Origin of the sequence: Hymenobacter sp. DG01 (assembly GCF_006352025.1) — a bacterium.
Taxonomy (GTDB): domain Bacteria; phylum Bacteroidota; class Bacteroidia; order Cytophagales; family Hymenobacteraceae; genus Hymenobacter.
The window spans coordinates 4198746-4224301 of the sequence record NZ_CP040936.1; the positions used below are offsets into that span (position 1 = coordinate 4198746).

Annotated in this window: 21 protein-coding genes; 6 read left to right on the forward strand and 15 right to left on the reverse strand. The window is 59.5% G+C overall.

Features of this window, described 5'->3' with window-relative positions; genetic code table 11:
* Window positions 1-197: 197 nt before the first annotated feature.
* The 7 genes from FGZ14_RS17840 to FGZ14_RS17870 form a co-directional block, all read right to left on the reverse strand.
* Window positions 198-1571, reverse strand: coding sequence for a murein hydrolase activator EnvC (locus tag FGZ14_RS17840; protein WP_139925539.1), 1374 nt, complete (start codon window positions 1569-1571; stop codon window positions 198-200).
* Window positions 1555-2319 (reverse strand): DUF4292 domain-containing protein, encoded by a 765-nt coding sequence (locus FGZ14_RS17845; protein WP_180754402.1) that lies wholly within the window; start codon window positions 2317-2319, stop codon window positions 1555-1557. The genes FGZ14_RS17840 and FGZ14_RS17845 overlap by 17 nt, the downstream gene beginning before the upstream one ends.
* The gene (locus FGZ14_RS17850) at window positions 2312-4126 is read right to left on the reverse strand and encodes a tetratricopeptide repeat protein (RefSeq protein ID WP_139925541.1); all 1815 of its coding nucleotides are present in this window, start codon (window positions 4124-4126) and stop codon (window positions 2312-2314) included. Before FGZ14_RS17850 ends, FGZ14_RS17845 begins: the two co-directional genes overlap by 8 nt.
* Window positions 4127-4229: 103 nt before the next feature.
* Window positions 4230-5240, reverse strand: coding sequence for a sugar phosphate nucleotidyltransferase (locus FGZ14_RS17855; RefSeq protein ID WP_139925542.1), 1011 nt, complete (start codon window positions 5238-5240; stop codon window positions 4230-4232).
* A gap of 106 nt (window positions 5241-5346) precedes the next feature.
* Window positions 5347-5781 (reverse strand): dUTP diphosphatase, encoded by a 435-nt coding sequence (dut, locus tag FGZ14_RS17860; protein WP_139925543.1) that lies wholly within the window; start codon window positions 5779-5781, stop codon window positions 5347-5349.
* A gap of 170 nt (window positions 5782-5951) precedes the next feature.
* Window positions 5952-7451, reverse strand: coding sequence for an oligosaccharide flippase family protein (locus tag FGZ14_RS17865; RefSeq protein WP_139925544.1), 1500 nt, complete (start codon window positions 7449-7451; stop codon window positions 5952-5954).
* A gap of 102 nt (window positions 7452-7553) precedes the next feature.
* The gene (locus tag FGZ14_RS17870; protein WP_139925545.1) at window positions 7554-8339 is read right to left on the reverse strand and encodes an enoyl-CoA hydratase/isomerase family protein; all 786 of its coding nucleotides are present in this window, start codon (window positions 8337-8339) and stop codon (window positions 7554-7556) included.
* Window positions 8340-8591: 252 nt separating this feature from the next.
* Here FGZ14_RS17870 and mscL point away from each other — a divergent pair, with 252 nt between their 5' ends.
* Both mscL and FGZ14_RS17880 read left to right on the forward strand, forming a co-directional pair.
* Entirely contained in the window at window positions 8592-9014 is a 423-nt protein-coding gene (gene mscL, locus FGZ14_RS17875; protein WP_139925546.1) for a large conductance mechanosensitive channel protein MscL, read from the forward strand.
* A gap of 361 nt (window positions 9015-9375) precedes the next feature.
* Window positions 9376-9831 carry a hypothetical protein gene (locus tag FGZ14_RS17880; RefSeq protein WP_139925547.1) on the forward strand — a complete coding sequence of 152 codons (456 nt, stop codon included), beginning with the start codon at window positions 9376-9378 and terminating at the stop codon, window positions 9829-9831.
* Window positions 9832-9903: 72 nt separating this feature from the next.
* On the opposite strand, the gene FGZ14_RS17885 is transcribed toward FGZ14_RS17880, so the two are convergent.
* The 4 genes from FGZ14_RS17885 to rimP form a co-directional block, all read right to left on the reverse strand.
* Window positions 9904-10152, reverse strand: coding sequence for a hypothetical protein (locus FGZ14_RS17885; RefSeq protein WP_139925548.1), 249 nt, complete (start codon window positions 10150-10152; stop codon window positions 9904-9906).
* Window positions 10153-10576: 424 nt separating this feature from the next.
* Entirely contained in the window at window positions 10577-13645 is a 3069-nt protein-coding gene (gene infB / locus FGZ14_RS17890; RefSeq protein ID WP_139925549.1) for a translation initiation factor IF-2, read from the reverse strand.
* Window positions 13646-13769: 124 nt separating this feature from the next.
* Window positions 13770-15065 (reverse strand): transcription termination factor NusA, encoded by a 1296-nt coding sequence (gene nusA, locus FGZ14_RS17895; protein ID WP_139925550.1) that lies wholly within the window; start codon window positions 15063-15065, stop codon window positions 13770-13772.
* A gap of 130 nt (window positions 15066-15195) precedes the next feature.
* Window positions 15196-15669, reverse strand: coding sequence for a ribosome maturation factor RimP (gene rimP, locus FGZ14_RS17900; RefSeq protein WP_180754403.1), 474 nt, complete (start codon window positions 15667-15669; stop codon window positions 15196-15198).
* 333 nt (window positions 15670-16002) lie between these two features.
* On the opposite strand from rimP, the gene FGZ14_RS17905 reads away from it, so the two are divergent.
* The 3 genes from FGZ14_RS17905 (at window position 16003) to FGZ14_RS17915 (ending at window position 20058) form a co-directional block, all read left to right on the forward strand.
* On the forward strand, window positions 16003-17139 hold the full coding sequence (locus FGZ14_RS17905) for an endonuclease/exonuclease/phosphatase family protein (protein WP_139925551.1): 1137 nt from the start codon (window positions 16003-16005) through the stop codon (window positions 17137-17139).
* A 237-nt stretch (window positions 17140-17376) separates the two neighbouring features.
* Window positions 17377-18924 carry a cysteine--tRNA ligase gene (cysS, locus tag FGZ14_RS17910; protein ID WP_139925552.1) on the forward strand — a complete coding sequence of 516 codons (1548 nt, stop codon included), beginning with the start codon at window positions 17377-17379 and terminating at the stop codon, window positions 18922-18924.
* Between the two features lie 117 nt (window positions 18925-19041).
* Window positions 19042-20058, forward strand: coding sequence for a M28 family peptidase (locus tag FGZ14_RS17915; protein ID WP_139925553.1), 1017 nt, complete (start codon window positions 19042-19044; stop codon window positions 20056-20058).
* Between the two features lie 75 nt (window positions 20059-20133).
* Here FGZ14_RS17915 and FGZ14_RS17920 read toward each other — a convergent pair whose 3' ends face one another.
* Together FGZ14_RS17920 and FGZ14_RS17925 are read right to left on the reverse strand one after the other, a co-directional pair.
* Window positions 20134-20658, reverse strand: coding sequence for a GNAT family N-acetyltransferase (locus FGZ14_RS17920; protein ID WP_139925554.1), 525 nt, complete (start codon window positions 20656-20658; stop codon window positions 20134-20136).
* A gap of 18 nt (window positions 20659-20676) precedes the next feature.
* The gene (locus tag FGZ14_RS17925; protein WP_139925555.1) at window positions 20677-21582 is read right to left on the reverse strand and encodes an LD-carboxypeptidase; all 906 of its coding nucleotides are present in this window, start codon (window positions 21580-21582) and stop codon (window positions 20677-20679) included.
* 131 nt (window positions 21583-21713) lie between these two features.
* On the opposite strand from FGZ14_RS17925, the gene FGZ14_RS17930 reads away from it, so the two are divergent.
* A complete protein-coding gene (locus tag FGZ14_RS17930; protein ID WP_139925556.1) occupies window positions 21714-22919 on the forward strand; it encodes an alpha/beta hydrolase in 1206 nt (401 codons plus the stop codon).
* Window positions 22920-23042: 123 nt separating this feature from the next.
* Here FGZ14_RS17930 and FGZ14_RS17935 read toward each other — a convergent pair whose 3' ends face one another.
* Together FGZ14_RS17935 and metX are read right to left on the reverse strand one after the other, a co-directional pair.
* The gene (locus tag FGZ14_RS17935) at window positions 23043-24299 is read right to left on the reverse strand and encodes a homoserine dehydrogenase (protein ID WP_139925557.1); all 1257 of its coding nucleotides are present in this window, start codon (window positions 24297-24299) and stop codon (window positions 23043-23045) included.
* Window positions 24289-25404, reverse strand: coding sequence for a homoserine O-acetyltransferase (metX, locus tag FGZ14_RS17940; protein ID WP_308217159.1), 1116 nt, complete (start codon window positions 25402-25404; stop codon window positions 24289-24291). Before metX ends, FGZ14_RS17935 begins: the two co-directional genes overlap by 11 nt.
* Window positions 25405-25556 lie beyond the last annotated feature (152 nt).

Genomic DNA, 25556 nt, shown 5'->3' on the forward strand with positions numbered 1-25556 from the left:
GCGGCAGTTTCACGGCTGCCCGCTGGCAGGGGGAGGGATTCTGATAGCTAAGTTTGTTTTCATAGCTCAGAAAGACACCGCATCCTGTGCGGTGTTTTTTTTTGTGCCTACATCCGCAGTCGGCTACCCCCTGCCGCGCCAGAGGAGGGTTTGGCGGCCCGGCAGGGGTAGCAACAGGGGTAGGCTGATACCGGATTTTACTTGTGGCCCAGCCAGTTCTCGGGGTTGAGGTTGGAGCTGTTGTGCCAAACCTGAAACTGCACCTCGGAAGTGCCTTCTGCGTCAGTGGACACAGTGCCAATGGTTTGGCGGGCACTAATGGTCTGGCCTTCACTGACGCTCACGCTCCGCAACTTGGCATACACCGTGAAGTAGTCGCCGTGCTGCACCATCACAATGGTGTTCATGCCCGGTACGCTGGCAACGGTCAGCACTTTGCCTCCGAAAACCGCCCGTACCGGCTCTCCAGCGTTGGTTTGAATATCAACGCCCCGGTTTTCTACTACCACGTTTTTCAGTACCGGGTGGTTGTGCCGCCCGAAGTGCTGGCTAATAAACCCCCGGCCCACGGGCCAAGGCAGGCGCCCCCGGTTTTCGCGGAAGGACGATGCCAGCTCCGCGCTTTCCGGCGTCAGGGTTACGCGGTCCACGCGCTCGGCTTCCGCTTCGGCCGCTGCCTCAGCCGCTGCGGTGCTATTGGTGCGGGAGGTAGCACCGGGGCTGCGGGAAGGAGCCGTAGCCGCCGAGGCAGTGCGCGCCGCAGCGGCCTTGGCGGCGGCCCGGCGGGCGGCCAGCCGGGCCGCACGGGCAATTTCTTCGCGCACGCGCTGGGCAATCAGGTTGTCGAGGCGGCTTACGGCCTGCTGCCGGGCGGCCAGCTCCTGACGCAGCGTTTGCTCCTGCTGGGTTAGTTTGGTTACCACCTGGTCCTGCTGCGTTTTCAGGGTCAGCAGGTTTTTCTTTTCGGAAAGCTGGCTGTTGAGCAGGGTGCCTTTCTCTTCCTGCTTTTCCTTCAGGCCGTTGAGCTGGCTATTAAGCCGCTGCTGGGTATTGCTGATCTGGGCGGCCTGGGCCTTACGCACTTCGGTGTACTGCCGTATGTAGCGCAGGCGCAGCATAAACTGGTTGAACGACTCCGAAGCAAACAGAAACATGACCCGGTTGTAGCCGTTGGCCGTTTTGGAGCCCGTGTAAATCAGGCGGGCATACTCAGCCTTCAGCTGCTCCAGGCTCTGGCGGGTCTGCTGCACCTGGGTTTCGGTCTGGCGCACATCGGTTTCGAGGTAGCGTAGCTCACTGCTGATGTTCTTGATGATGCCCTGCTGCACCGTCAGCTTTTCCTTCAGGGCATTGAGCTGGCCCACTGAGGCCTGCTTCTGCTGCTGGGTCTGCTCCAGAATGCGGCTGGTTTCCTTGATGCGGCTCAGGGTCAGGCGCCGCTCGCGCTCTAGTTGGGCCTTGGTTTTGCGGCCGCCCGCGCTGGTGCGTTGGGCCCAGGTGGCATCCGAGAAACTCAGCACCAGCAGCCCGCTTATCAGAAGCAGCCGCCAGGCCTTACTTTTTCCGCGCATAGCCCTTGGGTACTGAGAACGGAAACTGCAGCCGCTCTTTGTCGATGTCCACGGAGCGGTAGGTGATGGTAAGGGTGGTAGGGGGCGTCTGGCCTTGTTGAATCTGGACGAGGCTGCTGTAGGCAAACGGCTGGGGCGTACGCTCCAGGGGGCGGAAATCGGTGTAATCCACCGTGAGCTTGTTTTGGTTGGCCGGCGCCTGTACCTGCAGTTGCTGCGTGCGGCCGCGTTCCAGGCTGATGAGCTGCTGTACCAGCAGGCCGGCCTCCTCAAAGTTTACCCGTTGCAGAGGGCCCTCGGTTACCACAGTCGGCTGAGTAGAAGCATTCTGGGGCGCGAGGTAGTTGCCCAGCAGCAGGGCCTGCACCATATCAAAGGTAACGGGCACGTTCAGGCGCTGGCTCAGATAAGCAAAGTCGCCGGCATAGTACTCGCGGTGCAGTTTGTCGAGTACCTGCACTGAGTCGCGGGTGATGTAAATGCGGCCGCCTTCTACCCCAATCAGCGAGGCCGAAATCCAGATAACGCTGTCCTTGCGGATGCGCACGTTGATGTTGCCGCTCTGCTGATCAAACTGAGCCTTGCCCTTGGCAGCCAGAAAGCGGAAGTCAACGTTGACCGCCTTCACTGCTTCTGGTATTGCCGCCGTGGGCTTGGGAGTTTTCGTGCCCGGGGAAAGCAAATTGCGGTTGCAGCTGCCTAGCAGTAGGGGGGCGCTTAGCAGTACCAGCAGAAGGCGGTTACTCATATAGTTTCTTGTCTTTGATCTTCCGGTCGATGAGCGGGGAAGCACCGCCTGTTTTCTGGGCTCTTTGCCACTGTGCCAAGGCCTTGTCGGTTTCGCCAAGTTGGAAAAGCACATCGCCGTAGTGCTCTATCACGGTGCCATCGGCGGAGGTTTTAAGGGCTTTTTCCAGCTGCTGGCGGGCTCCGGCGTAATCCTTCAGGCGGTAGAGCACCCAGCCGTAGGTATCCAGGTACGTATCATTGTCGGGAAACTGCTTTACCAGCTTGCCCGCCATTTCCTTGGCCTTGTCCAGCTTCTCGCCGCGCAGGGAGAGGTAGTAGCTGTAGTTGTTCAGAGCTTGGGCGTTGTTGGCATCAAAAGTCAGCGCGGCCTCGTAGGCAGCATCCGACTTGGCGTAGTCTTTCAGCTCGTGGTAAGAATCGCCGAGCTGGGTATCGAACTGGGCCAGCAGCTCCGGGTTATCGGTGGCCAGCTTGCGCCCGTATTCTAGTGATTTGATGGCTTTGGTCGGCTGCTTTTTCAGCTGATGGCCTACCCCATTGTAAAACCACAGCGGGGCTTGGTTCGGGAAGAGCTCCAGGGCCTGCTCCGTGTGGGTCAGCAGCGAATCAACCTGGTTCAGCTCAGCATCAATAAGCACTACCTGCTGCCAGATCTGGTAGCGGGAGTTGTCGAGGCGGATGGCTTTCTGGTAGTTGGCCCGCGCCGCCGCCCGGTTGCCGGTTACGGTCTGGATGTCGCCGGCAATGGAAAAGGCCTTGGCCTCGCGCGGGTGCACACGGGTAGTAATGGCGGCCAGGTCCTGGGCCGTTTGGTTTAGGGCCGGGTTGGGCAGCTGCTTGATGTAGTCAATCAGGATGCGGACCTTATCGTCAATGTCGAGGGCCGGGCTTTCAAAAGCCAGCTTGATCTGCTTTTCCGATTCGGGCTGGTTGTTCTGCTGCCGGTACACGTCGGCCAGAATCATGCGGGCCCGGGGGTTGTCGGGGTCCTGCTTCAGGGCCTGCTGGGCTACCCGGATAGCATCGGGGAACCGGTTGTTGGCCGCGTACATCTGGGCCTGGGCCAGCACGTAGCGCACCTGGTCGGGGTTGCTGGCAATCAGTGCTTCGCCTTCCTGCAGAGCCTTGTCCAGGTTGTTCTGCTTCAGGTAGATCTGCTGCTTCTTAAAGGAAACCTCGTCCAGGGGGCCAAACTCTTTCTCAGCTTGATCAAAGGTGGCCAAGGCCTCATTCAGCTTGCCCTGGGCCATGTACAGGTCGGCCAGATTAAAGAGGTAGTACCCCGAGTTGGGTACCTGCTTAATCAGGGTAGTGTAAACCTGGGCGGCCTGGTCGTACTGCTTTTGCGAGGTATGAACCTGGGCCAGCAACAGGTAGTAGTATGCGTTTTGAGGGTCGAGCTTTACCGCTGCCTGCGCAAAGTTGGTGGCATCCTGCAGGTTGCCGCTGAGCAGGTTGGTTTCGGCAATCTTGTAGTTGACGGCCGCGTTGGTCGGGTTTAGGGCGTAGGCTTTCAGCAGCCGCTCCAGGGCCTTGTTGTAGTCCTCGAGCAGCACAAACCGCACCCCATCCACGAAATAGGCCTCGCTCATCTCGCGGTCCTTCTCCGAGAGGGGACGTTTTTGCTGGGCGGCCGCATCCAGGGCAGCCCGGCGGGCCAGTTCTTTGCGCTCCTTGCGCGTGAGCTTGCGGGGCTTTTTTTCCGGGGCCGAGGTGGCCGCGGCCGGCTTTGCCTGTTGGGCATAGGTAGGCCCGGCCACCAGCAGGCCCAGCAGAAGCACGGAAACAATGCCAAATCGACTCATAGGAGGGTAGTAAGTACGGGGTAGCTGGTAGTGGCTCGCGGGAGAGCATCCCACCACCAGCTACCTTCGACCAACTACTGAAACGTCAGAAGACGCAAAAATATCACACGCGCAGCGTGTTGTAGTCACCCAGGCTCAGATCATTGGGCGTGCTGGCTACGGTGGCGTGGCTGCCGACCATGGAGTTGGTCAGGTTGGCATGCACTACCGTGGCCGACTGCTGCACAATGGAGTTTGAAACGATGGACGCGCGCACGTTGGTATGGTTGCCTAAGGATACGTGGGGGCCTACTACCGAATCGGTAATGATAACGCCCTCGCCAATATACACCGGCGGAATCAGGACCGAGTTCGTCACTTTAGCCGATTCAGCTACCAGGTTTTCGCCCCGCTCCTGCAGGTACTCCAGGTAGCGCTGGTTGGTATAAACAGTAGCGTCCTTATTGCCGCAGTCGAGCCACTCGGTTACGCGGCCGGGCACGAACTTCGTGCCTTTGTTTTTCATGTTCTCCAGGGCATTGGTGAGCTGGTACTCGCCTTTGTCCTTGATGTCGTTATCGAGCAGGTACTGCAGCTCGCTGCGCAGGTACTCGCCATCCTTGAAGTAATAGATGCCGATGATGGCCAGGTCCGAAACAAAGGTTTCGGGCTTCTCCACGAAGTCAGTAATCTGGCCTTCCTCGTTAAGCTTTACTACGCCAAACGGCTTGGGGTCATCCACGCGCTGCACCCAGATGGTGCCTTCGGCGGAAGAGTCCAGAATGAAATCAGCTTTGAACAGGGTATCAGCAAAGGCTACCACCACCGGGCCATCGAGGGCCGACTGCGCGCACAGAATGGCGTGGGCCGTACCCAGGGGCTCGTCCTGGTAGTGAATGGTACCCTTGGCACCTACCGATTCGGCAATCTTTACGAGGCTCTTTTCTACCTCTGCCCCGAAGCGCCCGATAATAAAAGCTACCTCCTCTACCTGCTCGCCGCATACCTGGGCAATGTCTTCCACCAGACGCTGCACAATGGGCTTGCCGGCAATCGGAATCAGGGGTTTAGGAACGGTAAGCGTGTGGGGGCGCATGCGCTTGCCCATGCCAGCCATCGGGACGATGATTTTCATACGGATGTCGAGAAAGGAGATGTTGAGGTAAGAAAGGAGGGTGGCACGAGGCCGGTTGGTACGTACTGAAATAGCCTGATAATGCAACGGGCAACGAAGGCGCCGGTTACTGCACGCCTGTGCTGCCGTAGCCGCCGGCGCCGCGCATGGTTTCGCTTAGCACCGCTACTGGCTGCCACTCCACCGTTTCGTGGCGGGCCACTACCAGCTGCGCGATACGCTCCCCATCCTGCACCACAAACTCCTGATCCGACAAATTCACGAGCAGAACTTTCAGCTCGCCGCGGTAGTCAGCGTCAATGGTGCCCGGGCTGTTTACCAGGCCAATGCCATGCTTGTAAGCCAGCCCGCTGCGGGGGCGCACCTGCATTTCGTAGCCCACCGGAATTTCAAGAAACAGGCCGGTCGGAATCAGGGCGCGTTGCAGGGGCTTCAACGTAACCGGCTCGGGGAGGTTGGCGCGCACATCCATCCCGGCCGCGTGAGCGGTTTGGTACTCCGGCAGCGGGTGGCTGGATGTGTTGATAATGGAAATCAGCATGAAGAAAAGGGCCACAGGCAGTTGCCGGTAGCAAAGGTTAAAAGGAGAAAAACGCCGGCCGATGATAAGTTGGCCGATTACGGGGAATTACTGGATGATTCCGATGTGAAATTTTTCGGTCAGCGGCCGAAGCTAACGTTATTTCACGGTTCCCGCTAACGGGCCCCAAATCAAATCGTCCGGAGGCGGCGACCTTCCACTACCCCCACCAGGCCCACGAAGCCCAACGTAAGAAAGGCCTGCAAGCCGTAGTGGGGCCAGCCCTCGGCCACCGGCAGCCACCAGCTCAGGGCCACTACCCCCACGGCCAGCGCCAGCCAGGTGAGCAGCCGGGCTACGGGGTAGGGCACCGGGAAGTGCCGCTCACCCAGCCACCAGCACAGGGCCGCCATCAGGAAGTAGCAGGCCAGCGTAGCCACGGCCGAGCCCATGTAGCCCAGCAACGGAATCAGCAGGAAGTTGAGGATGATGGTAAGGATGGCCCCGGCAAACCCGATGTAGGTGCCGTAGTACGTTTTATCCGTCAGCTTAAACCACACTGCGAGGTTCCAGTACACCCCCAAAAACAGGTTTGCCAGCAGCAATACCGGCACCACTGCCAGCCCCTGCAGGTACTCGGGCCGCTGCAGAAATATCTTGGCCACCAGGTTCACGTTCACGCTCACCCCCACAAACAGCATGGCGCAGCACAGGGTAAACCACTTCAGCACCAGGGCAAAGGTGCGGGGCGAGTTCTGCTCGTTGCTCTGGGCGAAAAAGAACGGCTCGGCCGCGTACTTAAAAGCCTGAATTACGAGGCTCATCAGAATACTGAGCTTGTAGCAGGCCCCGTAAATGCCCACCGCCGCTAGGTTGCTCTGGCCGGGGTAGAAGTCTTTGGGTAGCCACTTGGGCAACAGAATCCGGTCAAGGGTTTCGTTTACCATGCCGGCCAAGCCCATGAACATGATGGGGTAGGCGTACTTCAGCAGGGGCTGCAGGGGCGCCAGCTGCAGGCGGAAGCGAAAATCAAACAGCTCCCGCCCCAGCAGCAACAGCGTGAAGGCACTGGCCGCCAGGTTCGACAGGAATACGTACCCTACCCCAATGGTGGGGCTGTACACCATTTCTACCAGGGGCCGTAATCCGGTCAGGTACTTACCGGCCAGCACATCGGGGCACAACACAATGAAAAACAGGTTTAGCCCCACGTTCAGCAGGATGTTGGCCAGCCGGATGCCGGCAAACTTGCGGGCTTTGTTTTCCAGCCGCAGCCGGGCAAACGGAATGGCCGCCAAGGCGTCCAGACCCAGAATAACGGCAATCCAGATGGCATACTGCTCGTGGCCGGGCGGCAGACTCAGCAGACTCATCAGGGGGCGGGCCAGCAGTGCCAGCCCGGCCGTAAGCAAAATGCTGGACACGAGCAGCAGGCTCATTACCCGGTCGTACAGCTCCCGGCGGTCAGTGCCAGGTCGGTTGGCAAAGCGGAAGTAGGTAGTTTCCATGCCGTAGGTGAACAGCACGTTAAAAAACGACACGTAGGCGTACAGGCCGGTTACAATGCCGTACTCAGCCGCTGCGAACCGCCCGGTGTACACCCGCACCAGCAGGAAGGTGAGCACGCGGCCCAGAATACTGCTGATGCCGTACACGGCCGTTTGGGAAGCCAGACGCTTGGCTATACTCATGAAGAATAGTTCTCAGGAATGATAAAAGAAGCCCGGAGTGAACAGCAGAACGTCATGCCGCAGTGGTGCGCAGCATGACGTTCTGGCTTCTGGTGCCGGGGGTTACTTGCCCGAAAATACGGCCGGGCGCTTTTCCAGGAAAGCAGAGGTGCCCTCCCGGAAATCTTCTGAGCTAAAGCACCGCCCAAACGATTCGGCTTCGGTCTGGTAGCCGTGGCGGTCTTTGTCGTAATAAGCGTTTACACAGTCCAGGCACAGACCCAGGGCCAGGGGAGCCTTGGTCAGGATGCGGGTCAGGAGCTGCTTGCAGAAGCTCAGCAGCTCGGCCTGGGGCACCACGTGGTTTACTAGGCCCAGGCGCAGAGCCTCGTCGGCCTTCACCATATCGGCGGTGAGCAGCAGCTCAATAGCTTTTCCTTTACCGATAAGCTGGGTGAGACGCTGGGTACCGCCGTAGCCCGGAATCAGGCCCAGGTTTACTTCCGGTTGCCCGAAGCGGGCATTTTCGGCAGCTACTCGCATGTGGCAGGCCATGGCCAGTTCGCAGCCCCCGCCCAACGCAAAGCCATTGACGGCGGCAATAACAGGCTTGGAGCTTTTCTCCAGCAGGGCAAACGCCTCCTGGCCGCGCTCAGCCGCCCGGCGGGCCGAAACCTCATCCAGCTTGGTCAGCTCGGCAATGTCGGCCCCCGCCACAAACGACTTTTCCCCGCTACCCGTCAGGATGATGCCGCGCACGGCCGGGTCTTCGAGGGCCTGCTGGGCCGCCGCCCGGATTTCCTCAATCGTGGCCGCGTTCAGCGCGTTCAGCTTATCGGGGCGGTTGATAGTAATGGTCAGAATGCCGGTTTCGGCTTCCAGCTGGTAGAGCAGGTTGGTAAATATCATGGTACGAAGGGCAAGGGGCCAGGAAACAAAGCAAAGATAGAACGAATTGCTCCGCCTGCGGGCTGGGCAGAGCTGCTCACCGGACCAGCCGTGCATTGGGCGAGTAGGGGGCCGGCTTGAACGAAATGTGGCAACGGCCGCAGGGCAGGGGCTCTACTTTTATCGGACGGGTAAAGCAGTAGCTTCATATAAGTAAATGTATATATTTACCCGGATCAGCCTTTCACCTTCATTCTCAATCACTTTCTGTCTATGGGCTTTGTGTCGGAGTTCAAGGAATTCATTTCAAAAGGCAACGTTCTTGATCTGGCGGTCGGGGTAATTATTGGGGGGGCCTTCAACAACATTGTCAAGTCGCTGACCGATGACGTGCTGATGCCGATGCTCAGCAAGCTCACGGGCGGCATGGACTTCAAGGACTGGTTTATTGCCCTGGATGGCAAAACCTACAACGATTTGGCGGCCGCCAAAGCCGCCAGCGCGGCCACACTTAACTATGGCCTGTTCCTGAACGCTGTCATCAACTTCCTGCTGATGGCCTTTGCTATTTTCTGGATTGTAAAGCTGGCTAACCGCTTCAAGAAGCCCCAGGAAGTAGTAGTAACTGACCCCGCGCCGACCCGCGACCAGCTGTTGCTCGCCGAAATCCGGGATGCGCTCCGCTCCCGCACCTAGAAGCGGCCCCAATCAAGCCAGAGCTTCCGGCAGCTGGCCCGCCGCAAGCTCTGCGTAACACGAGGTGCCTGAGGCTCCGGCCACTACTGGGGTTGCCTACCTCGTAGTGGCCGGGGCTGCTACCCCAGTGGCGGCGGTAAACCTCACGCGCTAGTGACTAAACCAGCCGGCCAGGAGGCTGATTTTCGGTGCAGGTTACGTAATAGCTTGTCTTCGTTTTAGCCGACTATTCCGCTGAAATACAAGTTTTAGCATCAGATGAACTAACTTTGTCGGGCACCCGTTGGGCGCAAAGCTGGCCTACACTTTGTATTTAAGCGTAAGCGTTTTACCGCTTGGTTTTCTCTGTTACCTTCCTGCTATGAAGAAGCTGTTTTCCATGGTGTGCATTGCCGTTGCCGGCTGGTTGGCTGCCCCCGCAGCCCAGGCGCAAACTACGGCTAGCGCTACCTATTCAGGGCAAACCCGGCGCGACAATGAGCAAGGACAGCGGAAAAAGCGTAAGGCCTCGGCTACGGATATTGCCCGAATGCAGCAGCGCATGAGCATGAACCCCGATGAGGCCAAACGCGACCAGCAAATGGAAATTCTGGAGGCTCGCTCGGGCATGAGTACGGCCAATACCAGCTTTGGTCGCTCAGCAGGTCCGTCCCGGCAGTTCGAGAAGGGCTCGGGAGGCTTCACGGTGCGCAAGTTCAAAGATAACCGCATCGGTACTGCCCGCCAGAAGCGTGGACAGACCCGGGCCGCCGGTTTCGTTGACCCCAAAGGCAAGCCCCTTTCCCACAAAAAGAAAAAGCACTTTTTGTTCTTCTAGAACTAGCTCCTGCCAGAGCACAACAAAAAGCCGCGGTGCCCTGCATCGTGGCTTTTTGTTGTCCTACGGGTGTCAGTGCCTCGAACGAATAAAGGAAGGCCAGTACCACGCCACCGGCGTAGGAGCTGGCCTTGCCAGGGTTACCTCGCCGGCCGGGGGTAGGGCACCAGGAACAAGGCGGGCCTCCGGCTCACCGGGCCGGAAGGGCACCGCGGTAACCGACGAAGCATGTTGAATCCGCTGGCCTGTTTCAGGCAAGAGCGCACACGACGACAAAATCAAGCCAGTTAGCAGGGTAGAAAGGAGTAGCATCTTCTTCATACAGACTGCATCAGGTGGTTTGCTTGCCTCTGGCTTGGGCAAGCCAATACATCAGCCTGCGCTGCTAAAAGCATCGCATCGTGATAATTCACGGGCGAGGGGCCCCTGTTTATTTTCTCCATCTCACAAAGCCGTCTGGGTTGTTTAGAGCAGTATTACTATGTCATTCTACCACTTTTCGCCAGGTAGTAATAGCTGCTCCAGTTCTAAAGTAGGAATTATTCAGCAATTCACCGTAGAATTCAAAAAGCAGAGGTAGCAGGGCTTACCCCAGAGAAAGCCGCGAAACCCTCCCATCAGGCTTTTCAGAGCGCTACAGAATAACTAGGATCTTCACAGGCCTGGAAGGTGCAGAAAGCAAACCCTATAGCAAAAAAGCCCCGGCTGTGCGGCCGGGGCTTTTTTGTTTGTATCGGACAAGGAATTAGAGAGTCCGCTTTACTTCTTTCTCTTCGAAGCCTTCGATGTTGTCACCTTCGCGGAGGTCATTGTAGCCCTTCAGCGAGATACCGCACTCGTAGCCCTGGCGTACTTCCGACACGTCGTCTTTGTAACGCTTGAGGTCCTGGATTTCGCCCGAGTACACCACAATACCGTCGCGCACGAGGCGGACTTTGGTTTTGCGGGTGAAGGTACCGTCCGTTACCATACAGCCGGCAATAGTGCCCACCTTGGTAATGTTGAACACCTGACGAACCTCGGCGTTGGCTACTACTACTTCCTGCACCGTCGGGGCGAGCATGCCTTCCATGGCGTCCTTCACCTCGTTGATGGCGTTGTAGATGATCGAGTAAAGGCGGATATCGATCTGCTCCTGCTCGGCCAGCTTGCGGGCGCTTTGCGAAGGACGAACCTGGAAGCCGATGATGATGGCATCGGAGGCCGAAGCCAGCAATACGTCGGATTCCGAAATGGCGCCCACACCCTTGCTGAGAATGTTCACGGCCACTTCTGGCGTGCTCAGTTTCAGCAGGGAGTCGGCCAGAGCTTCTACCGAACCGTCCACGTCGCCCTTCACAATAACGTTGAGCTCCTTGAACGAACCGATAGCCAGACGGCGACCAATCTCATCGAGGGTGATGTGCTTCTTGGTGCGCAGGCTCTGCTCGCGGGCCAGCTGCTGGCGCTGGGTGGCCAGCTCGCGGGCTTCGCGCTCGGTTTCCATTACCTGAATCTTGTCGCCGGCCTGCGGGGCGCCGGTGAGGCCTAGTACCTGCACGGGGGTAGCCGGGCCGGCTTTCTTCATCTTCTTGCCACGGTGGTCGGTCATGGCCTTCACGCGGCCAAAGTGCGGACCAGCCAGCACGATGTCGCCGACCTCCATGGTACCGGTCTGCACCAGCACGGTAGTTACGTAGCCACGGCCTTTGTCCAGCGAAGCTTCGATAACGGTACCAATGGCCTTCCGGTCAGGATTGGCCGTCAGCTCCAGAATTTCGGCTTCCAGCAGCACCTTCTCCAGCAGGTCGTCGATACCCAGACCAGTTTTGGCCGACACCTCCTGCGACTGGTACTTACCGCCCCATTCTTCCACCAGAATATTGATGGCCGACAGCTCTTCCCGAACTTTATCGGGGTTGGCGCCAGGCTTATCAATTTTGTTCAGCGCAATAACAATCGGTACCCCGGCTGCCTGCGCGTGGTTGATGGCCTCTTTGGTTTGCGGCATCACCGAGTCGTCGGCGGCTACCACGATGATGGCAATGTCCGTGACTTTGGCACCACGGGCACGCATGGCGGTAAACGCTTCGTGACCCGGTGTATCAAGGAAGGTAACGCGCTTGCCCGACTTGGTCATTACGTCGTAGGCACCAATGTGCTGCGTAATACCACCGGCTTCGCCTTTGGCCACACTCGCGTTGCGGATGTAGTCAAGCAGCGAGGTTTTACCGTGGTCAACGTGGCCCATGATGGTAACGATGGGAGCCCGCGGCTGCAGGTCTTCCTCGTTGTCCTCAATTTCGATGGTCGTTTCCTCTTCCTCGGCGCTCAGGAATTCTACGTCGTAACCAAACTCATCCGCAATAACGGTAATGGCTTCGGCGTCGAGGCGCTGGTTGATAGAAACGAACATGCCCATGTTGAGGCAGACCTTGATAACCTCGTTGACCGACACGTCCATGAACGACGCGAGGTCGTTGGCGGAAATGAATTCGGTTACCTTGAGGGTCTTAGCATCCAGCTCGTTCTGAGCACGCAGGGCCTCGCGGTCCTCAGCGGCCATGTTCCGCTTGTCGCGGCGGTACTTGGCGCGGTTCTGCTGCTGACCACCACGACCACCGCTGAGCTTGGCCAGCGTGGCCTTGATCTGCTCCTGAATCTGCTTGTCGTTTTGCTCGGGCGTGAGGGCCGGAGCCGGCTGACGGTTACCGCCACCCTGCTGACCACCCGGACGGTTGCCGCCCTGCTGGCCGGGGCGATTACCACCCTGCTGACCACCTGGGCGGTTGCCGCCCTGCTGACCAGGACCACCCGGACGGTTGCCACCGCCCTGCTGACCTGTACCGGTCTGGCCTCCCTGCTGACCCGGCTGACCAGGACCACCCATGGGAATGCGTTGGCGCTTTTTCTTGTCGGGGCTGATGCCGCTCTTGCGTACGTCAGAAGAAGCCACCGGACGAGCCCCGCGGCCACCCCGCCGTGACGAATCAAGCGGAAGTTCAATCTTGCCCAGTACGGTCAGGCCTTTCAGCTGATCGGCCTTGGCCACGATGGTGCCTTCTTCCGTAGCTGCTGCTTCGGGAGCCGGAGTAGCAGCTACCGGAGCAGCTGGGGCTACCGGCGCTGCGGCGGGCTTGGGAGCCTCGGCAGCGGGTGCAGGAGCCGGAGCCGCTGCCGCAGGTTGTGGCGCTGCTGGCTTGGGGGCTTCGGCTACCGGAGCGGGCTGCGGAGCCGGCGCGGGAGCTGCCGGCTTCGGCGTTTCAGGTGCGGGAGCCGGCTTGGGGGCTTCGGCAACCGGAGCCGGGGTAGGCTTCGGAGCTTCGGCCGCAGGCTTGGGCTGCGGAGCCGGGGCAGGCTGGGCCGGAGCGGCCGGACGAGGGGGCACGGGGCGACCCTTCGAGTCCAGCTCAATTTTGCCCAGAACCTTCAGGCCCGGAACCCGGGAGGGTTCTTCGGCCGGAGCCGGTTTGGGGGCTTCGGCTACCGGAGCCGGGGTAGGGGCTTGCGGAGCAGCCGGCTTGGTAGCCGGGGCGGCGGGAGCAGCGGGCTTAGACGCGGCAGCCTCAGCGGCGCGCGCCTGAGCAGCCTGGGCCGCTGAGGCTTCCAGCTCGCTCTGGCGCTTAGCCTGGCTAAGCTTGGCAGCCTCCATCTTGTCCTGCGCCGACGATGCAAACGCCTTTTCGAGCAGGGATACCTGCTCCGACGTCAGCTTGGTCGTCGGCTTGTTTTCGATGTTATGCCCTTTTCCCGCCAGAAAATCCACAATCGTGGAAAGTCCAACGTTCAGGTCTTTGGCTGCCTGATTCAGCCGTTTGGTTGCTGCTTCCGCCATTCTATGCTCGCGAACGATACTCTTATTCAGTTGCAAAGGTACTACATTAAATCTTGCCGGGCGGGGTCAAAATCAAGCCACCCGGCCTGATGTTAACGCCCTTGCCGTACCGGCCGCCGCGCACTCATTGCGCGGCGCCGGAATTTTGTGCTTCCTCGCCTTCCGGCTCGTCGCTCTCGTTATCCTCGAACTCGTTGCGGATGACGCGGAAGAGCTCCTCTACGGTTTCCTCTTCCAGCTCCGTCCGCCGAACAATATCCTCCTTGCTGACCGCCAATACGGCGCGGCCGGTGTCGAGGCCGATTTTCTTGAGCTCGTCCAGGATCCAACCTTCGATTTCGTCCTGGAATTCGTCCAGAGCAATATCTTCCTCGAAGTCGCCGGCATCCCGGAATACGTCGATTTCCATGCCTACCAGACGGGAAGCCAGCTTGATGTTGGCGCCACCCCGGCCAATGGCCAGGGAAACCTGGTCAGGCTTTAAGAACACCGAAACCCGTCCGGTTTGTTCGTTTATCTTCATCGACGTCAGTTTCGCAGGCGACAAGGCCCGGGCGATGTACAGCTCCAGGTTGTCGGTGTAGTTGATGATGTCGATGTTTTCGTTTTCCAGCTCGCGCACCACGGCGTGAATACGGGAACCTTTCATGCCCACGCAGGCCCCTACGGGGTCAATGCGGTCATCGTAGCTTTCTACGGCTACTTTGGCCCGCTCGCCGGGCTCACGCACAATATTCTTGATGGTGATGAGGCCATCGAAGATTTCGGGTACTTCCTGCTCCATTAGACGCTCCAGGAAAGCCGGCGCGGCGCGGGACAGGATGATTTTGGGCGTGCCGTTCAGCACATCTACGCGGTGCACTACGGCCCGGATGGTGTCGCCCTTGCGGTAGCGGTCCTTGGGGATTTGCTCGCCCTTGGGCAGCACCAGCTCGTTTTCGTCTTTGTCGAGGATGAGGGCTTCGCGGCCCCACACCTGGTACACCTCGCCCACCACAATTTCGCCTACCTGGTCTTTGTAAGCCTGGTAGAGGTTGTCGCGCTCCAGGTCCTTTACGCGCTGAATGAGCGTCTGGCGGGCCATGAGCACGGCGCGGCGACCGAAATCTTCCAGCTTAATTTCCTCGGCTACCGATTCCCCTACCTCGTAGTCGGGCTCGATTTTCTGGGCCTCGGCCAGCGGAATTTTGTCCAGGTCCCAGATATCCTCGGAGTTGTCGTCCACGATTTCGCGGTTCCGGTAGATTTCCAGGTCGCCTTTGTCCACGTTCAGGATAACGTCGAAGTTCGAGTCGTCATCATACTTCTTGCGAATCATCGTGCGGAACACTTCCTCCAGGATGCTCATCATCGTGGGGCGGTCGATGTTCTTCGACCGGGCGAATTCGGCAAACGATTCAATCAGGACGTTGCTGTTCATAAAACGCTGATTTTAAGCTTGTTTTTCTGGTTTCGCTGTTTTTGCCACTTCTTTTTGCATTTGCTCCGGCAGGAGGGAAAGCTTCCCGTTTCGCAGTGAAGTGCAAAAAGGAAGGCTAAGGCAGCGATGCTTACTTAAAGGAAATGACCACTTTCGCTTCCTGAATGCTGGTGAACGGCACCAGGGCAGCGGGCAAGGTTTTCTTTTTGCTTTTCTCTTTTACTACCTCCGCCAGCTGAATGCCTTCGGACTCTACGGCTTCGAGGGCACCTGTCTTCTCGGTGCCATCGGTGAGCTTGAGGCTAAGGCTGCGGCCTACGTGGCGGGCGTACTGGCGCGGGTCGCGCAGGGGCTGGTCGGCACCCGGCGAGGTTACTTCCAGTGTGTAGCTGGCATCTTCGCCGTATTCCTCATCAACGCGGCGGGCTAAGCGGCGGCTTACCTGGGCGCACTCATCAATGCCCACGCCCTGCTCCCCATCGAGGGTAACGGTTACTTTGGGCCGAATGGCGTCGGAGACGGTCAGATCCACCACGAACAGGCTACCGTCGGTAGGCAGGCTGTCCTGCAGCAGTTCCGCGAGGCGGGCACGGTCAAGTTTCATAGGCGAGGCACCGGGTGATAAAAGAAAGAGGGGACTGTCCGTCCCCTCTCCTTGCGTTGTAGTTTTCAGGTGCAAAGATACTATACTTCTGCCCTGAAAACAAGCCCTTCCGGTAGGTTTGCGCTGGGCCGTAAGCGGCTCGGTTATCGGGTGAGTCCGGGTACCGGGCAGAGGGTCGGAGCAGTGGAGCGGAGGTCAGCAGTAGTGGGGACGCCAGCACCTACCTGCCAGGGGGGCGCTGCAGCCTAGCTCCGGTTATGGGCCTGCGGTAATGGCTGCTAAACCGGAACGGCTACCTTTGCGCCTGATCCTGTTGCTGGAAAAAGGTTGCCCGTGCGTCGTTCGTTTGCCTTCAAGTGTACCGTGTTGCTGATGCTGTGGGTGCTGGCGGCCATTGCCTGCGCCCAGGTTCCGGCCTACACCTTCTGGCCCGCCATTTTCGGCGCCCTTACCCTACCCCTAGCTCTGGGCCTGAACCTGCTGGCGGGCGTGTACTGGCTGCTGCGGCGCTGGCTGGTGGCCCTGCTGCCGTTAGGGCTGGCCGTACTTACCTGGCCGCATTTCCAGCGGGGGCTGGCTTTGCACCCGCTCCCTATTGCTACCCCCGCCGATGAGGCAAAGGCCGGCGGGCCGGTGGTGAAGCTGCTGTCGGCCAACGTACGCATCTTCAACGTGTACCCACAGCTGCGCGACGCCGATTTAAACTCCTCGCGGGAGATGGTGCGCTGGCTGGCCGAAAGCCCCGCTGACATCCTCTGCCTCCAGGAGTTCTATAACGAGCCTGTGGGCACCCGCTCCCGCGACGGTAACGTGTTCCGGACGGTGGACCAGATTGGGCGGCAGTCGAACCGGGAGGTGTTTTTGTCGAAGACGTTGACCAATGGCGCTGGCGCTGAGTTTGGCATGGCTATTTTCAGCCGGTTCCCGATTGTGGCGAAGGGTACCGTCAGCTTTGGCAAACTCACTCAGAACCACGCCATGTGGGCCGATATCCGCTTGCCCTCCCAGGATACCATTCGGGTTTATAGCTTCCACCTGCAGAGCATGAGCATGGAAGAAAAGGACATCGTGGACAGCTACTCCAGCAAGGCTGGCCTCAAGCAGAAGGGGCTGGGCCTGATGCGTCGCTTTAAGCGCGGGGCCGTGGCCCGGCACTGGCAGGTAGATACCCTGGTCCGCCGCTTCGAGCGCAGTCCCTACCCCCTGCTGCTGTGCGCCGACCTCAACGACGTGCCCTACAGCTATAGCTACGACCAGCTGGCCGACCATTTTCAGAATGCCTGGGCCACCGTGGGCAACGGTGTAGGCAGCACTTACAACGGCCGCCTACCCTTCGTGCGCATCGATAACCAGTTTGCCGGCCCCCAGTGGCGGGTGGCGGATTTTCAGGTTCACTACGAAATTCCGTATTCCGACCATTTCCCCAGCACTGGCACTTATCAACTTCGGGGCAGGAAAACAGTTGAGTAGTTTTATACTACTAACTCGGCTTCATAAACCAGCCAGGGAACTTTATAGACTGGCCACTTTCAGTTTTGTGCTGTTTGGGGTGGAGTTTGTACTTAGTTGCGGGAAATGAAGGATCAGATGTAGCCATTTCGCGTTGTTTTCTGTTAGTATTCGCCGCAACCAAGATAGGTGGTAGCGCAGGTTACAAAATCTGTGCAATCCGCTTACTCTGCAAAAACTGCGGTTACTTTTGTATTCATGCAGCCTACCCTCTCGCTCTACAATACCCTCACCCGCCGCAAAGCTCCGTTTCAGCCTCTTAATGCGCCTTTTGTAGGCGTGTACCTCTGCGGACCTACCGTTTACAGCGAGGCCCACGTAGGCAACGCCCGCGGTCCGGTGGTGTTTGATGTGCTCACGCGCTACCTCCGTTACCTGGGTTACACGGTCCGCTACGTGCGCAACATCACGGATGTAGGCCACCTGGAAGGCGACGCCGACGAGGGCGAGGACAAGATCAGCAAGCGGGCCAAAGCGCAAAAGCTGGAGCCCATGCAGGTAGCCGAGCAGTACGCTAACCTTTACCAAGGCCACATGGAGGCGCTGGGCTGCCTGCCCCCCGACATTACGCCTCGGGCCAGTGGCCACATCATCGAGCAGATTGAGATGATTCAGCAGATCATCGACAACGGCTTTGGCTACGAAATCAACGGCTCGGTGTACTTTGATGTGCCGGCCTACAATGCGGCGGGCCGGGGCTACGGCAAGCTCTCGAACCGGGTGGTGGAAGAGCTGCTGGCCGGCTCCCGCGACAACCTAGCGGGCCAGGACGAGAAACGCAGCCCTCTGGACTTTGCCCTCTGGAAGCGAGCCGATGAGCGCCACCTCATGCGCTGGGCCTCGCCCTGGAGCGACGGATTTCCGGGCTGGCACCTAGAGTGCTCGGCTATGAGCCGCAAGTACTTGGGCGCGGAGTTCGACATTCATGGCGGTGGGCTGGACTTAATGTTCCCGCATCACGAGTGCGAAATTGCCCAGAGCCAGGCCTGCGACCACCCCACCAACGAGGCCCAGGTGTGGATGCACAACAACATGATTACGGTGAACGGCCAGAAGATGAGCAAGGCGCTCGGTAATTTCATCACAATGAGCCAGCTCTTTGAAGGAACTAACCCCACGCTCAGCCAGGCCTACTCGCCCATGACGGTGCGCTTCTTCCTGTTGCAGGCGCACTACCGCAGCACCATCGATATTACCGATGATGCCCTGCAGGCGGCCCGCAAAGGCTACCGCAAACTCATGAACGGCCTGCGCCTGCTGGATAAGCTGGCGCTACCCCAGGGAACCGAGCAAAGCGCCGACACAGCCGCCGCCGACGCGGAGTTGCGCAAGCTTTCGGCCGACTGCTTCACGGGTATTAACGATGACCTGAACACGGCCCGCACCATTGCGAGCCTGTTCAATCTGCTGCGCAAGCTCAACGCCTACGCCGCCAACCTGGCCACGCTGGCCCAGGTAAGCACCGAGGCACTGACCGAAGCTACCGCTACGTTCCGGACGCTGGTGCAGGACGTGCTGGGCCTGCAGGATGAGCCCCGCGCCAACGTAGAAGACCTGCTGGGCCTGACCCTCGACTTCTACAAAATTGCCAAGCAAAGCGCCACTCAGGCCCGCGAAGAAGGCAACATGGAAGAGGCCACCAAGCACTATGGTGAAATTGACCGCATCCGGGCCGCCCTCAAAGACCAGGGTATTGTGGTAAAGGACACCAAAGCCGGCGTAGATTGGGCCTATAGCGAAGAATAAGCAGTAGCGCGAAGCTCCAGCTTCGCGGCGTGCCCGCGCTGAGTGCGGGCGGCAGTAACCCCGACTGTTCAACGAGGTACAAAGCTGGAGCTTTGTGCCGCTGGTAACGCTCCCCGAATGAACCTTCTTTCTCGTCTTGCTCCGGCCGCAATGGTAGCCTTGCTGCTGCTCACGGCCTGCCCCTCTAAAAAGGAAACCACCGAAGCCGAAACCTCCGCGGCCAGTCAGCCTACCTTACCTAAAGCACCGGACTTCAATTCGGACTCGGCCTATGCGTACACGGCCAAGCAGGTTGCCTTTGGTCCGCGCGTGCCTAACACCAAGGCCCACGTGCAGACCGGCGACTGGATTATCGGCAAGTTCAAAGAAGCTGGCCTGACGGTAAAGGAGCAGCCATTTGAGGCTATGGCGTTTGATGGGAAAATGCTGAAATCACGCAATATCATTGCCCAGTACATGCCGCAGGCGCCTCGCCGCATTGCCATCTTCACCCATTGGGATACCCGCCCCTTCGCCGATAAAGACAAGGAGCACAAAAACCAACCCCTCGATGGAGCTTCTGATGGCGCCAGCGGGGTAGGCATTGCTCTGGAAATGGCTCGGATTCTCTCCCTGCAGAAGGATGCCGCCGCCCCAGGCGTAGGGGTTGATTTTATCCTCTTTGACTCGGAGGACTACGGCTACGACGGCAGCACGCAAGGCGAGAAAAAGAACCTGCTGGGCCAGCAGGAATCGTGGTGCCTGGGCTCACAGTATTGGGCCAAAAACATGGTACCGGCTAACTATAAGCCCAATTATGGCATTCTGCTGGACATGGTAGGCGCCAAGAATGCCAAGTTTACCCGCGAGCAGCTTTCCCGCGAAAAAGCCCCCGACGTGGTAGAGAAAGTGTGGAACAACGCCGCCCAGCTCGGCTTCTCCGACTACTTCCTGTTCACGGATGGCTACGGCCTCACCGACGACCACGTGTTCACGAACCAGGCCGGCGTACGCACGATTGACGTTATTGACTTCCTGCCTAACGGTGAGTTTCAGCCCTACCACCACACCACCCAGGACAACATGAGCATCATTGATAAACGGACGCTCAAGGCCGTGGGCCAAACCCTCCTGACGACTATTTACGCCGAGTAGCCTACCCCTACCAGAACGCAAAAGCCCTGACAATGCATATTGTCAGGGCTTTTGCGTTCTGGTAGGGGTAGGCACTTAGTAGCTCAACAGCTTATAGTAATACACAGTGGCAAGCTGTTCGCCTTTCTCATTATACACAAAGTTGGGAATGGCGCCTACTGGTACGTAGCCGAGGCCCTGGTACAGTTGCTCCGAGGGGGCGCCCTGTAAGGTGTCCAACACCAGCGTAGTGCGGTGGTGTTGCCGTGCTACGCGCTCCACCTCCTGCATAAGCTGGCGGCCAATGCCTTGGCGCTGGGCTTTGCTATGCACCAGTAACTTGGCTACCTCGGCGCGGTGTAGCCCATTAGCTTTCCGAACTAGGTGCAGTTGTACGGTGCCAACCAGCTCTCCATCCTGTACTGCCACAATCAGCAGTACGTTGCCCGACGGCAGCATCGCTTCAATCTCCTGCCAATACTCCCGGGCCTCAGCAGCAGCCAGGGGCAGCAGAAACCCTACCGAGGCGCCTGCATCAACGGCGTCCTGCAGCAGTTCGGTTAGGCCAGGGAGGTAGGGCGGAAACTCAGCGGCTGATAAAAGACGAAGGACGATAGACATACCAGACAGGGGTAGGGATTACAGATATTCCAGGCGGGCGCCGGCCTTATCAACCGACAAGCGAGCCTGCCGCCCCACGATTAGGGCCATGTTCTGGGGCTCGTGGCCGACGGGGAAGCCGTGCGCAATCGGGAAGCCGTACTTGCCGGCGTAGTGCTGAATAATTTCGTTGGGTGTCTGGCCGTAGGGCACGGCGTTGTCCTGGGGGTTGGTGAAATGCCCTACCAGCAGGCCCGTTAAGTTGCGCAGCTTGCCGGTGCGGTCCAGGTGCAGCATCATCCGGTCGATGGCGTAGAGGTATTCGTCGATGTCCTCCAGGAATAGGATGCGACCGTCGGTGGGGCAGTCGGAGGCGGTGCCAGTGAGGGTTTGTAGCAGGCTCAGGTTGCCGCCAATGAGCTCTCCGGTAGCGGTGCCAAGCTGGTTGAGCGGATGGGCTGGCAACGTGTAGCGAAGCGCTTCCCCAAACAATGTCTTCCGCAGGCTTTCTACTGATTCAGCTCCTTCTTCCTGATGAAACAGCAGCGGCATTACGCCGTGAATACTTTGGTGCCCGAGCTTCAGCAAATGGCAATGCAGAGTGGTAATGTCGGAGAAGCCGATAACCCATTTGGGGTCCTGCGCGAAGCGTGAAAAGTCGAGGCCATCGATGATGCGTGGGGTGCCATAGCCGCCGCGGGCGCACAGAATAGCCCGGATGTTGGGGTTGTCGAGCTGCTGCTGAAAGTCTTTGCGGCGCACCTCATCGTCGCCGCCAAACTGGTGATGAGCCACGTTGGTGCTGGCTCCTAATACGACTCGCAGCCCCCAGCTTTCCAGGGTGGCAACGGCCGCCGCCAGCTCCTCGTGCGAGGCTTTGCGGGCGGGGCAGACAATAGCAACCTGGTCGCCGGGGCGGAGGGGAGCGGGGGCAGTGGTAGGCATAAGGCAGGTAGGGAATTCAGACGCCACAAACCTAAATAAACCCAGCGCCAAAAACGCTACCTCAACGCAAGGGCGGGGGTAGGGCGGGTGGTATCTTTGTGGTGGCGGGCGTAGCTCGTGCCCTCTTATCTATGAAGTATTGCCTTTTCCTGCTCCTTCTGAGCCTAAGCCTGTGGCCTGCCTACCTACAGGCCCAGGTAGCCCCCGATACCACCCGGGGCCGCTACCATCGGCCCGTGTTCCGGCAGGTAAACGTGCGGCGCAACGTGGAGTTCGGGCAGGCTACTACCTTGCTCGGCCTCTCGCAAACCTTGTACATGGATGTGTATGAGCCAGCCGGCGACACCGTGCGCCGCCGGCCGCTGGTGGTGCTGGCCCACGAAGGCGGCTTCCTGACCGGCACCCGCGACGATGCTGTCATGACGGCCCTCTGCAACCGGCTGGCGCGGCTGGGCTACGTGGCGGCTACCATTGATTATCGCCTGTACTTCTTTCCGTTTGATACCGTGGGTATTGGGCGTGCGGCCATTCGCGCCACGCAGGACATGCGGGCGGCGGTGCGGTTTTTCCGGCACGATGCGGCCACGGCTAAGAAATTTCGGGTGCATCCGGGCTACGTGTTCGTAGGCGGCTCCTCTGCCGGAGGCTTCATGGCCCTGCAAACCGGCTACCTCAACAAAGCGGCTGAAGTGCCCGCCTACCTTGATCTGAAAGCCCTGGGTGGGCTGGAAGGCAGTGGCGGCCACCCCGGCTACAGCAGCAAGCCCCGCGGGGTTATTAACCTGTGTGGCGCTTTGGCCCGGGCCTCCTGGCTGGAAACCGGCGACGTGCCCCTCTGCAGCGTGCACGGCACCCGCGACGGGTTAGTGCCATACGGGCGGGGCAATGTAGGCTCGGCCCTACCCCCGCAGCTGGTCTATGGCAGCGGCGCCCTTCGTGTTCGGGCCAATGCCGTGGGCGTGCCCAATGTGCTGCGCCGACTGCGCGGGGCGGGCCATGTGCCGTACTCATTCGAGCCGACTTATATTGACTCCGCCTTCTTTGCTATGCGCGACTTCCTGCGGCCCTTGCTGGGGATAGGGGCTCCCGGCCCCCTGCTGGCCGCCGCCCTCAGCCCGCGCCGGGTGGCGCAGGTAACGGCCTTGCTGCTCCCTCGCCGCATTGGTTTACAAGGCTTGCCCACGCCCGCCGAAATAACCTGGCAGCCGGATCTGTTGAAAGCCGTACCCGATTCAACCCAGCGCCCCACTGAGCCAGCTCCCTCTTTACCGGCTGCTGATGCAGTCCCGGCGGTTTCAACTCCTGAGGGGGGTAGGAAACAGGAGCCTGAACGGTAGGAATAGGGTAGGGGAAAGCAGAATTGTCCTTCCTCCTGCGTCAGAATCACAGCCCTATCATCCTGAAGCAAAAGCCCCGCCCAGGTGTGTCCAGGCGGGGCTTTTTGCTTCAATCATATCTGTTTAAGCCGAAACTTCCTCGGCCAGAGAGGCTACGCTGATGGGGCGCAGGCGGCCGGTACGGACGATGAAGGCGCCGTATTTGCGCAGGGTGTCACGGTGGCGGATGAGGTTCTCCAGGGCCACGTAGCCTACTACGTACTCGTCCTCGTCGGCTTCTTCGGAAATCTCGCTGAAATCCAGCAGGTCAATGAGGCGGTCTTCGTCGGTGCGAAGGTAGATTTCCACTTCCAGGTCGGAGGCATAGGTAGGCGGGTTCGCCGTTTTGGAATACTGGTACGTGAAGCCTTGCCGCAGCGCCGCCAAATCCGCCAGCACAGCCGAGCCGGTGGGGTGCCCGCCAGCCCCGCGACCGCGCAAAAACTGCTCGCCGGCAAAATCGGCTTCAATTACTACTCCGTTAAACTCGTGGTCCACGGCGTAGAGCGGCGACTCAGGGCCGACGAGCTGGGGCGTTACCAGCACCGTTACGCGGCCATCGGGGAGGCGCTGCAGGCCGGCTACTACCTTTATTTTCTGGCCCTGGCTGGCAGCAAAGGCAATATCAACGGCGCTGATTCCCTCGATACCCAGGTTAAGTACCTGCTCCGGCTGCAGAAATGCCCCGTAGGCGTGCGCGGCCAGCAACACGGCCTTGGAGCGCGGGTCGAAAGCACCCATGTCCAGGCTGGGGTCCGTTTCGGCAAAACCTCGCTCCTGAGCTTCGGCCAAGGCTGATGCGTACTCCGAGCCTTCCTCGCCCATGCGCGTGAGCACGTAGTTGGAGGAACCATTGAGGATGCCCGTCAGGCGGCTGAGTGGCTCTGCGCTGAAATAGGCGTCCAGAGTCCGGATGATGGGAATGCTGCCGCACACAGCTGCCTCATATAATAAGGTGCCCTGACCTTCACGCTGCAGCTGCACCAGCTCTGGGAGGTGGCGGGCCAGCATGGCTTTGTTGGCCGTTACTACCCGGCGGCCCCGGCGCAAGGCTTCGGCCACCAGCCGGAACGCTGCGTCGGCATCGTCGATTACCTCTACCAGCACGTCCAGCGTTTCGTCGTTCAGTAGGGCGTCCGCATCGAACTCAAACCGCTCGGCTGGCAGCGGCCGAACCTTATGCGGCGTTTTCACCACAATGCGGGCAATGTAGAAACCAGCGTCGGGCTGCTGATCCAGGATATCGTAGAGGCCCTGGCCTACACAGCCAAACCCAATCAGACCCACCCGCCAGGGCCGGGCAACAAAGGAAGCAGAAATAGGGGCAGTGTTAGTGGGCATAGCTCTGAACGTAGAATCGGTCGAGGAAATGAGTAATCTGGGCAGTTTCAATAAGGAAGCCGTCGTGGCCGTAGTGCGAGTCCATTTCAGCGTACATGGCTCCCCGGATGTGGCGGGCTAGCAGTTGTTGCTCGGAGGTCGGGAACAACACATCGGAGGTAATACCAATAACCAGCGTGCGGGCCCGGATGCGGTCCAGAGCGGCTTTCACGCTTCCCCGGTCCCGGCCCACATGGTGGCTATCCATGGCCCTTGACAGCGTGACGTAGCTGTAGGCATTGAAGCGATTTACCAGCTTATCGCCTTGGTAGCGCTGGTAAGAGCTGGCGAGGTAGTCCGTCAGCTTCGTGTCGTCGGTGTCCGTCTGGGTTTGGCCGTAGGCTTGGTAGCTGCGGTAGCTGAGCAGGGCCAGGGCCCGGGCTGCCCGCAGGCCCGCCGCACCACCTTCGGGCGTGGCGGTGGGGTAGGAGGGGTCGGCGAAGATGGCCAGCCGCTGGGCCTCGTTGAAGGCAATACCCCAGGCCGAGTGCCGGGCGTTGGTAGCCAATAGCACTAAGTTCTCGAACAATTCGGGCCGTTGCACTGCCCATTCCACGGCCTGCTGCCCCCCCAGAGAGCCCCCAATCAAGGTATGAATAGAGGTCAGGGCCAGGTGCTCGCGCAGAGCTTCGTGAGCCGCTACCATGTCGCGGATGGTGAGCAGCGGAAACTCGTGGTAGGCTACCTGTTCGGTCAGCGGGTCGGGGGTGAGCGGGCCGGTAGTGCCGTAGCAGGAGCCCAGCACATTGGCACACACAATAAACCAGTCGGCCGGATCGAAATGGCAGGCGGGGCCAACTAGGCCGGGCCACCAGCTTAGTACATCAGCATTAGCCGTAAGGGCATGGCACACCCACACCACATTGTCGCGGGCGGCATTGAGGCGGCCGTAGGTATGATAGGTAACTTCTACCCGGGGCAGCGTGGCCCCGCTTTCCAGTCGCAGAGGCCGGGGTAGGCGGAACAGGTGTGGTTCGTCGGGCTCAGGCATACTAGGAGCAGCCGGCAGCTGAAGCGGCGCCAGGGAGCTTCTCACGGGAGCCGTAGGAGTATCAGTCGTCTTCACAGGAGAAAATCCTTGCCGCGTCATCCTGACGCATAGTGGTGGTAATGCGCGAAAACCTAGCCCGCGGGCGGAGCCGATTCTGCCCGGCTCCGCCCCGGCTAAGCGCGGGCGGCTGTCTGCTGAAGATTCCTCTCTCACAAAAAACTTCAGCG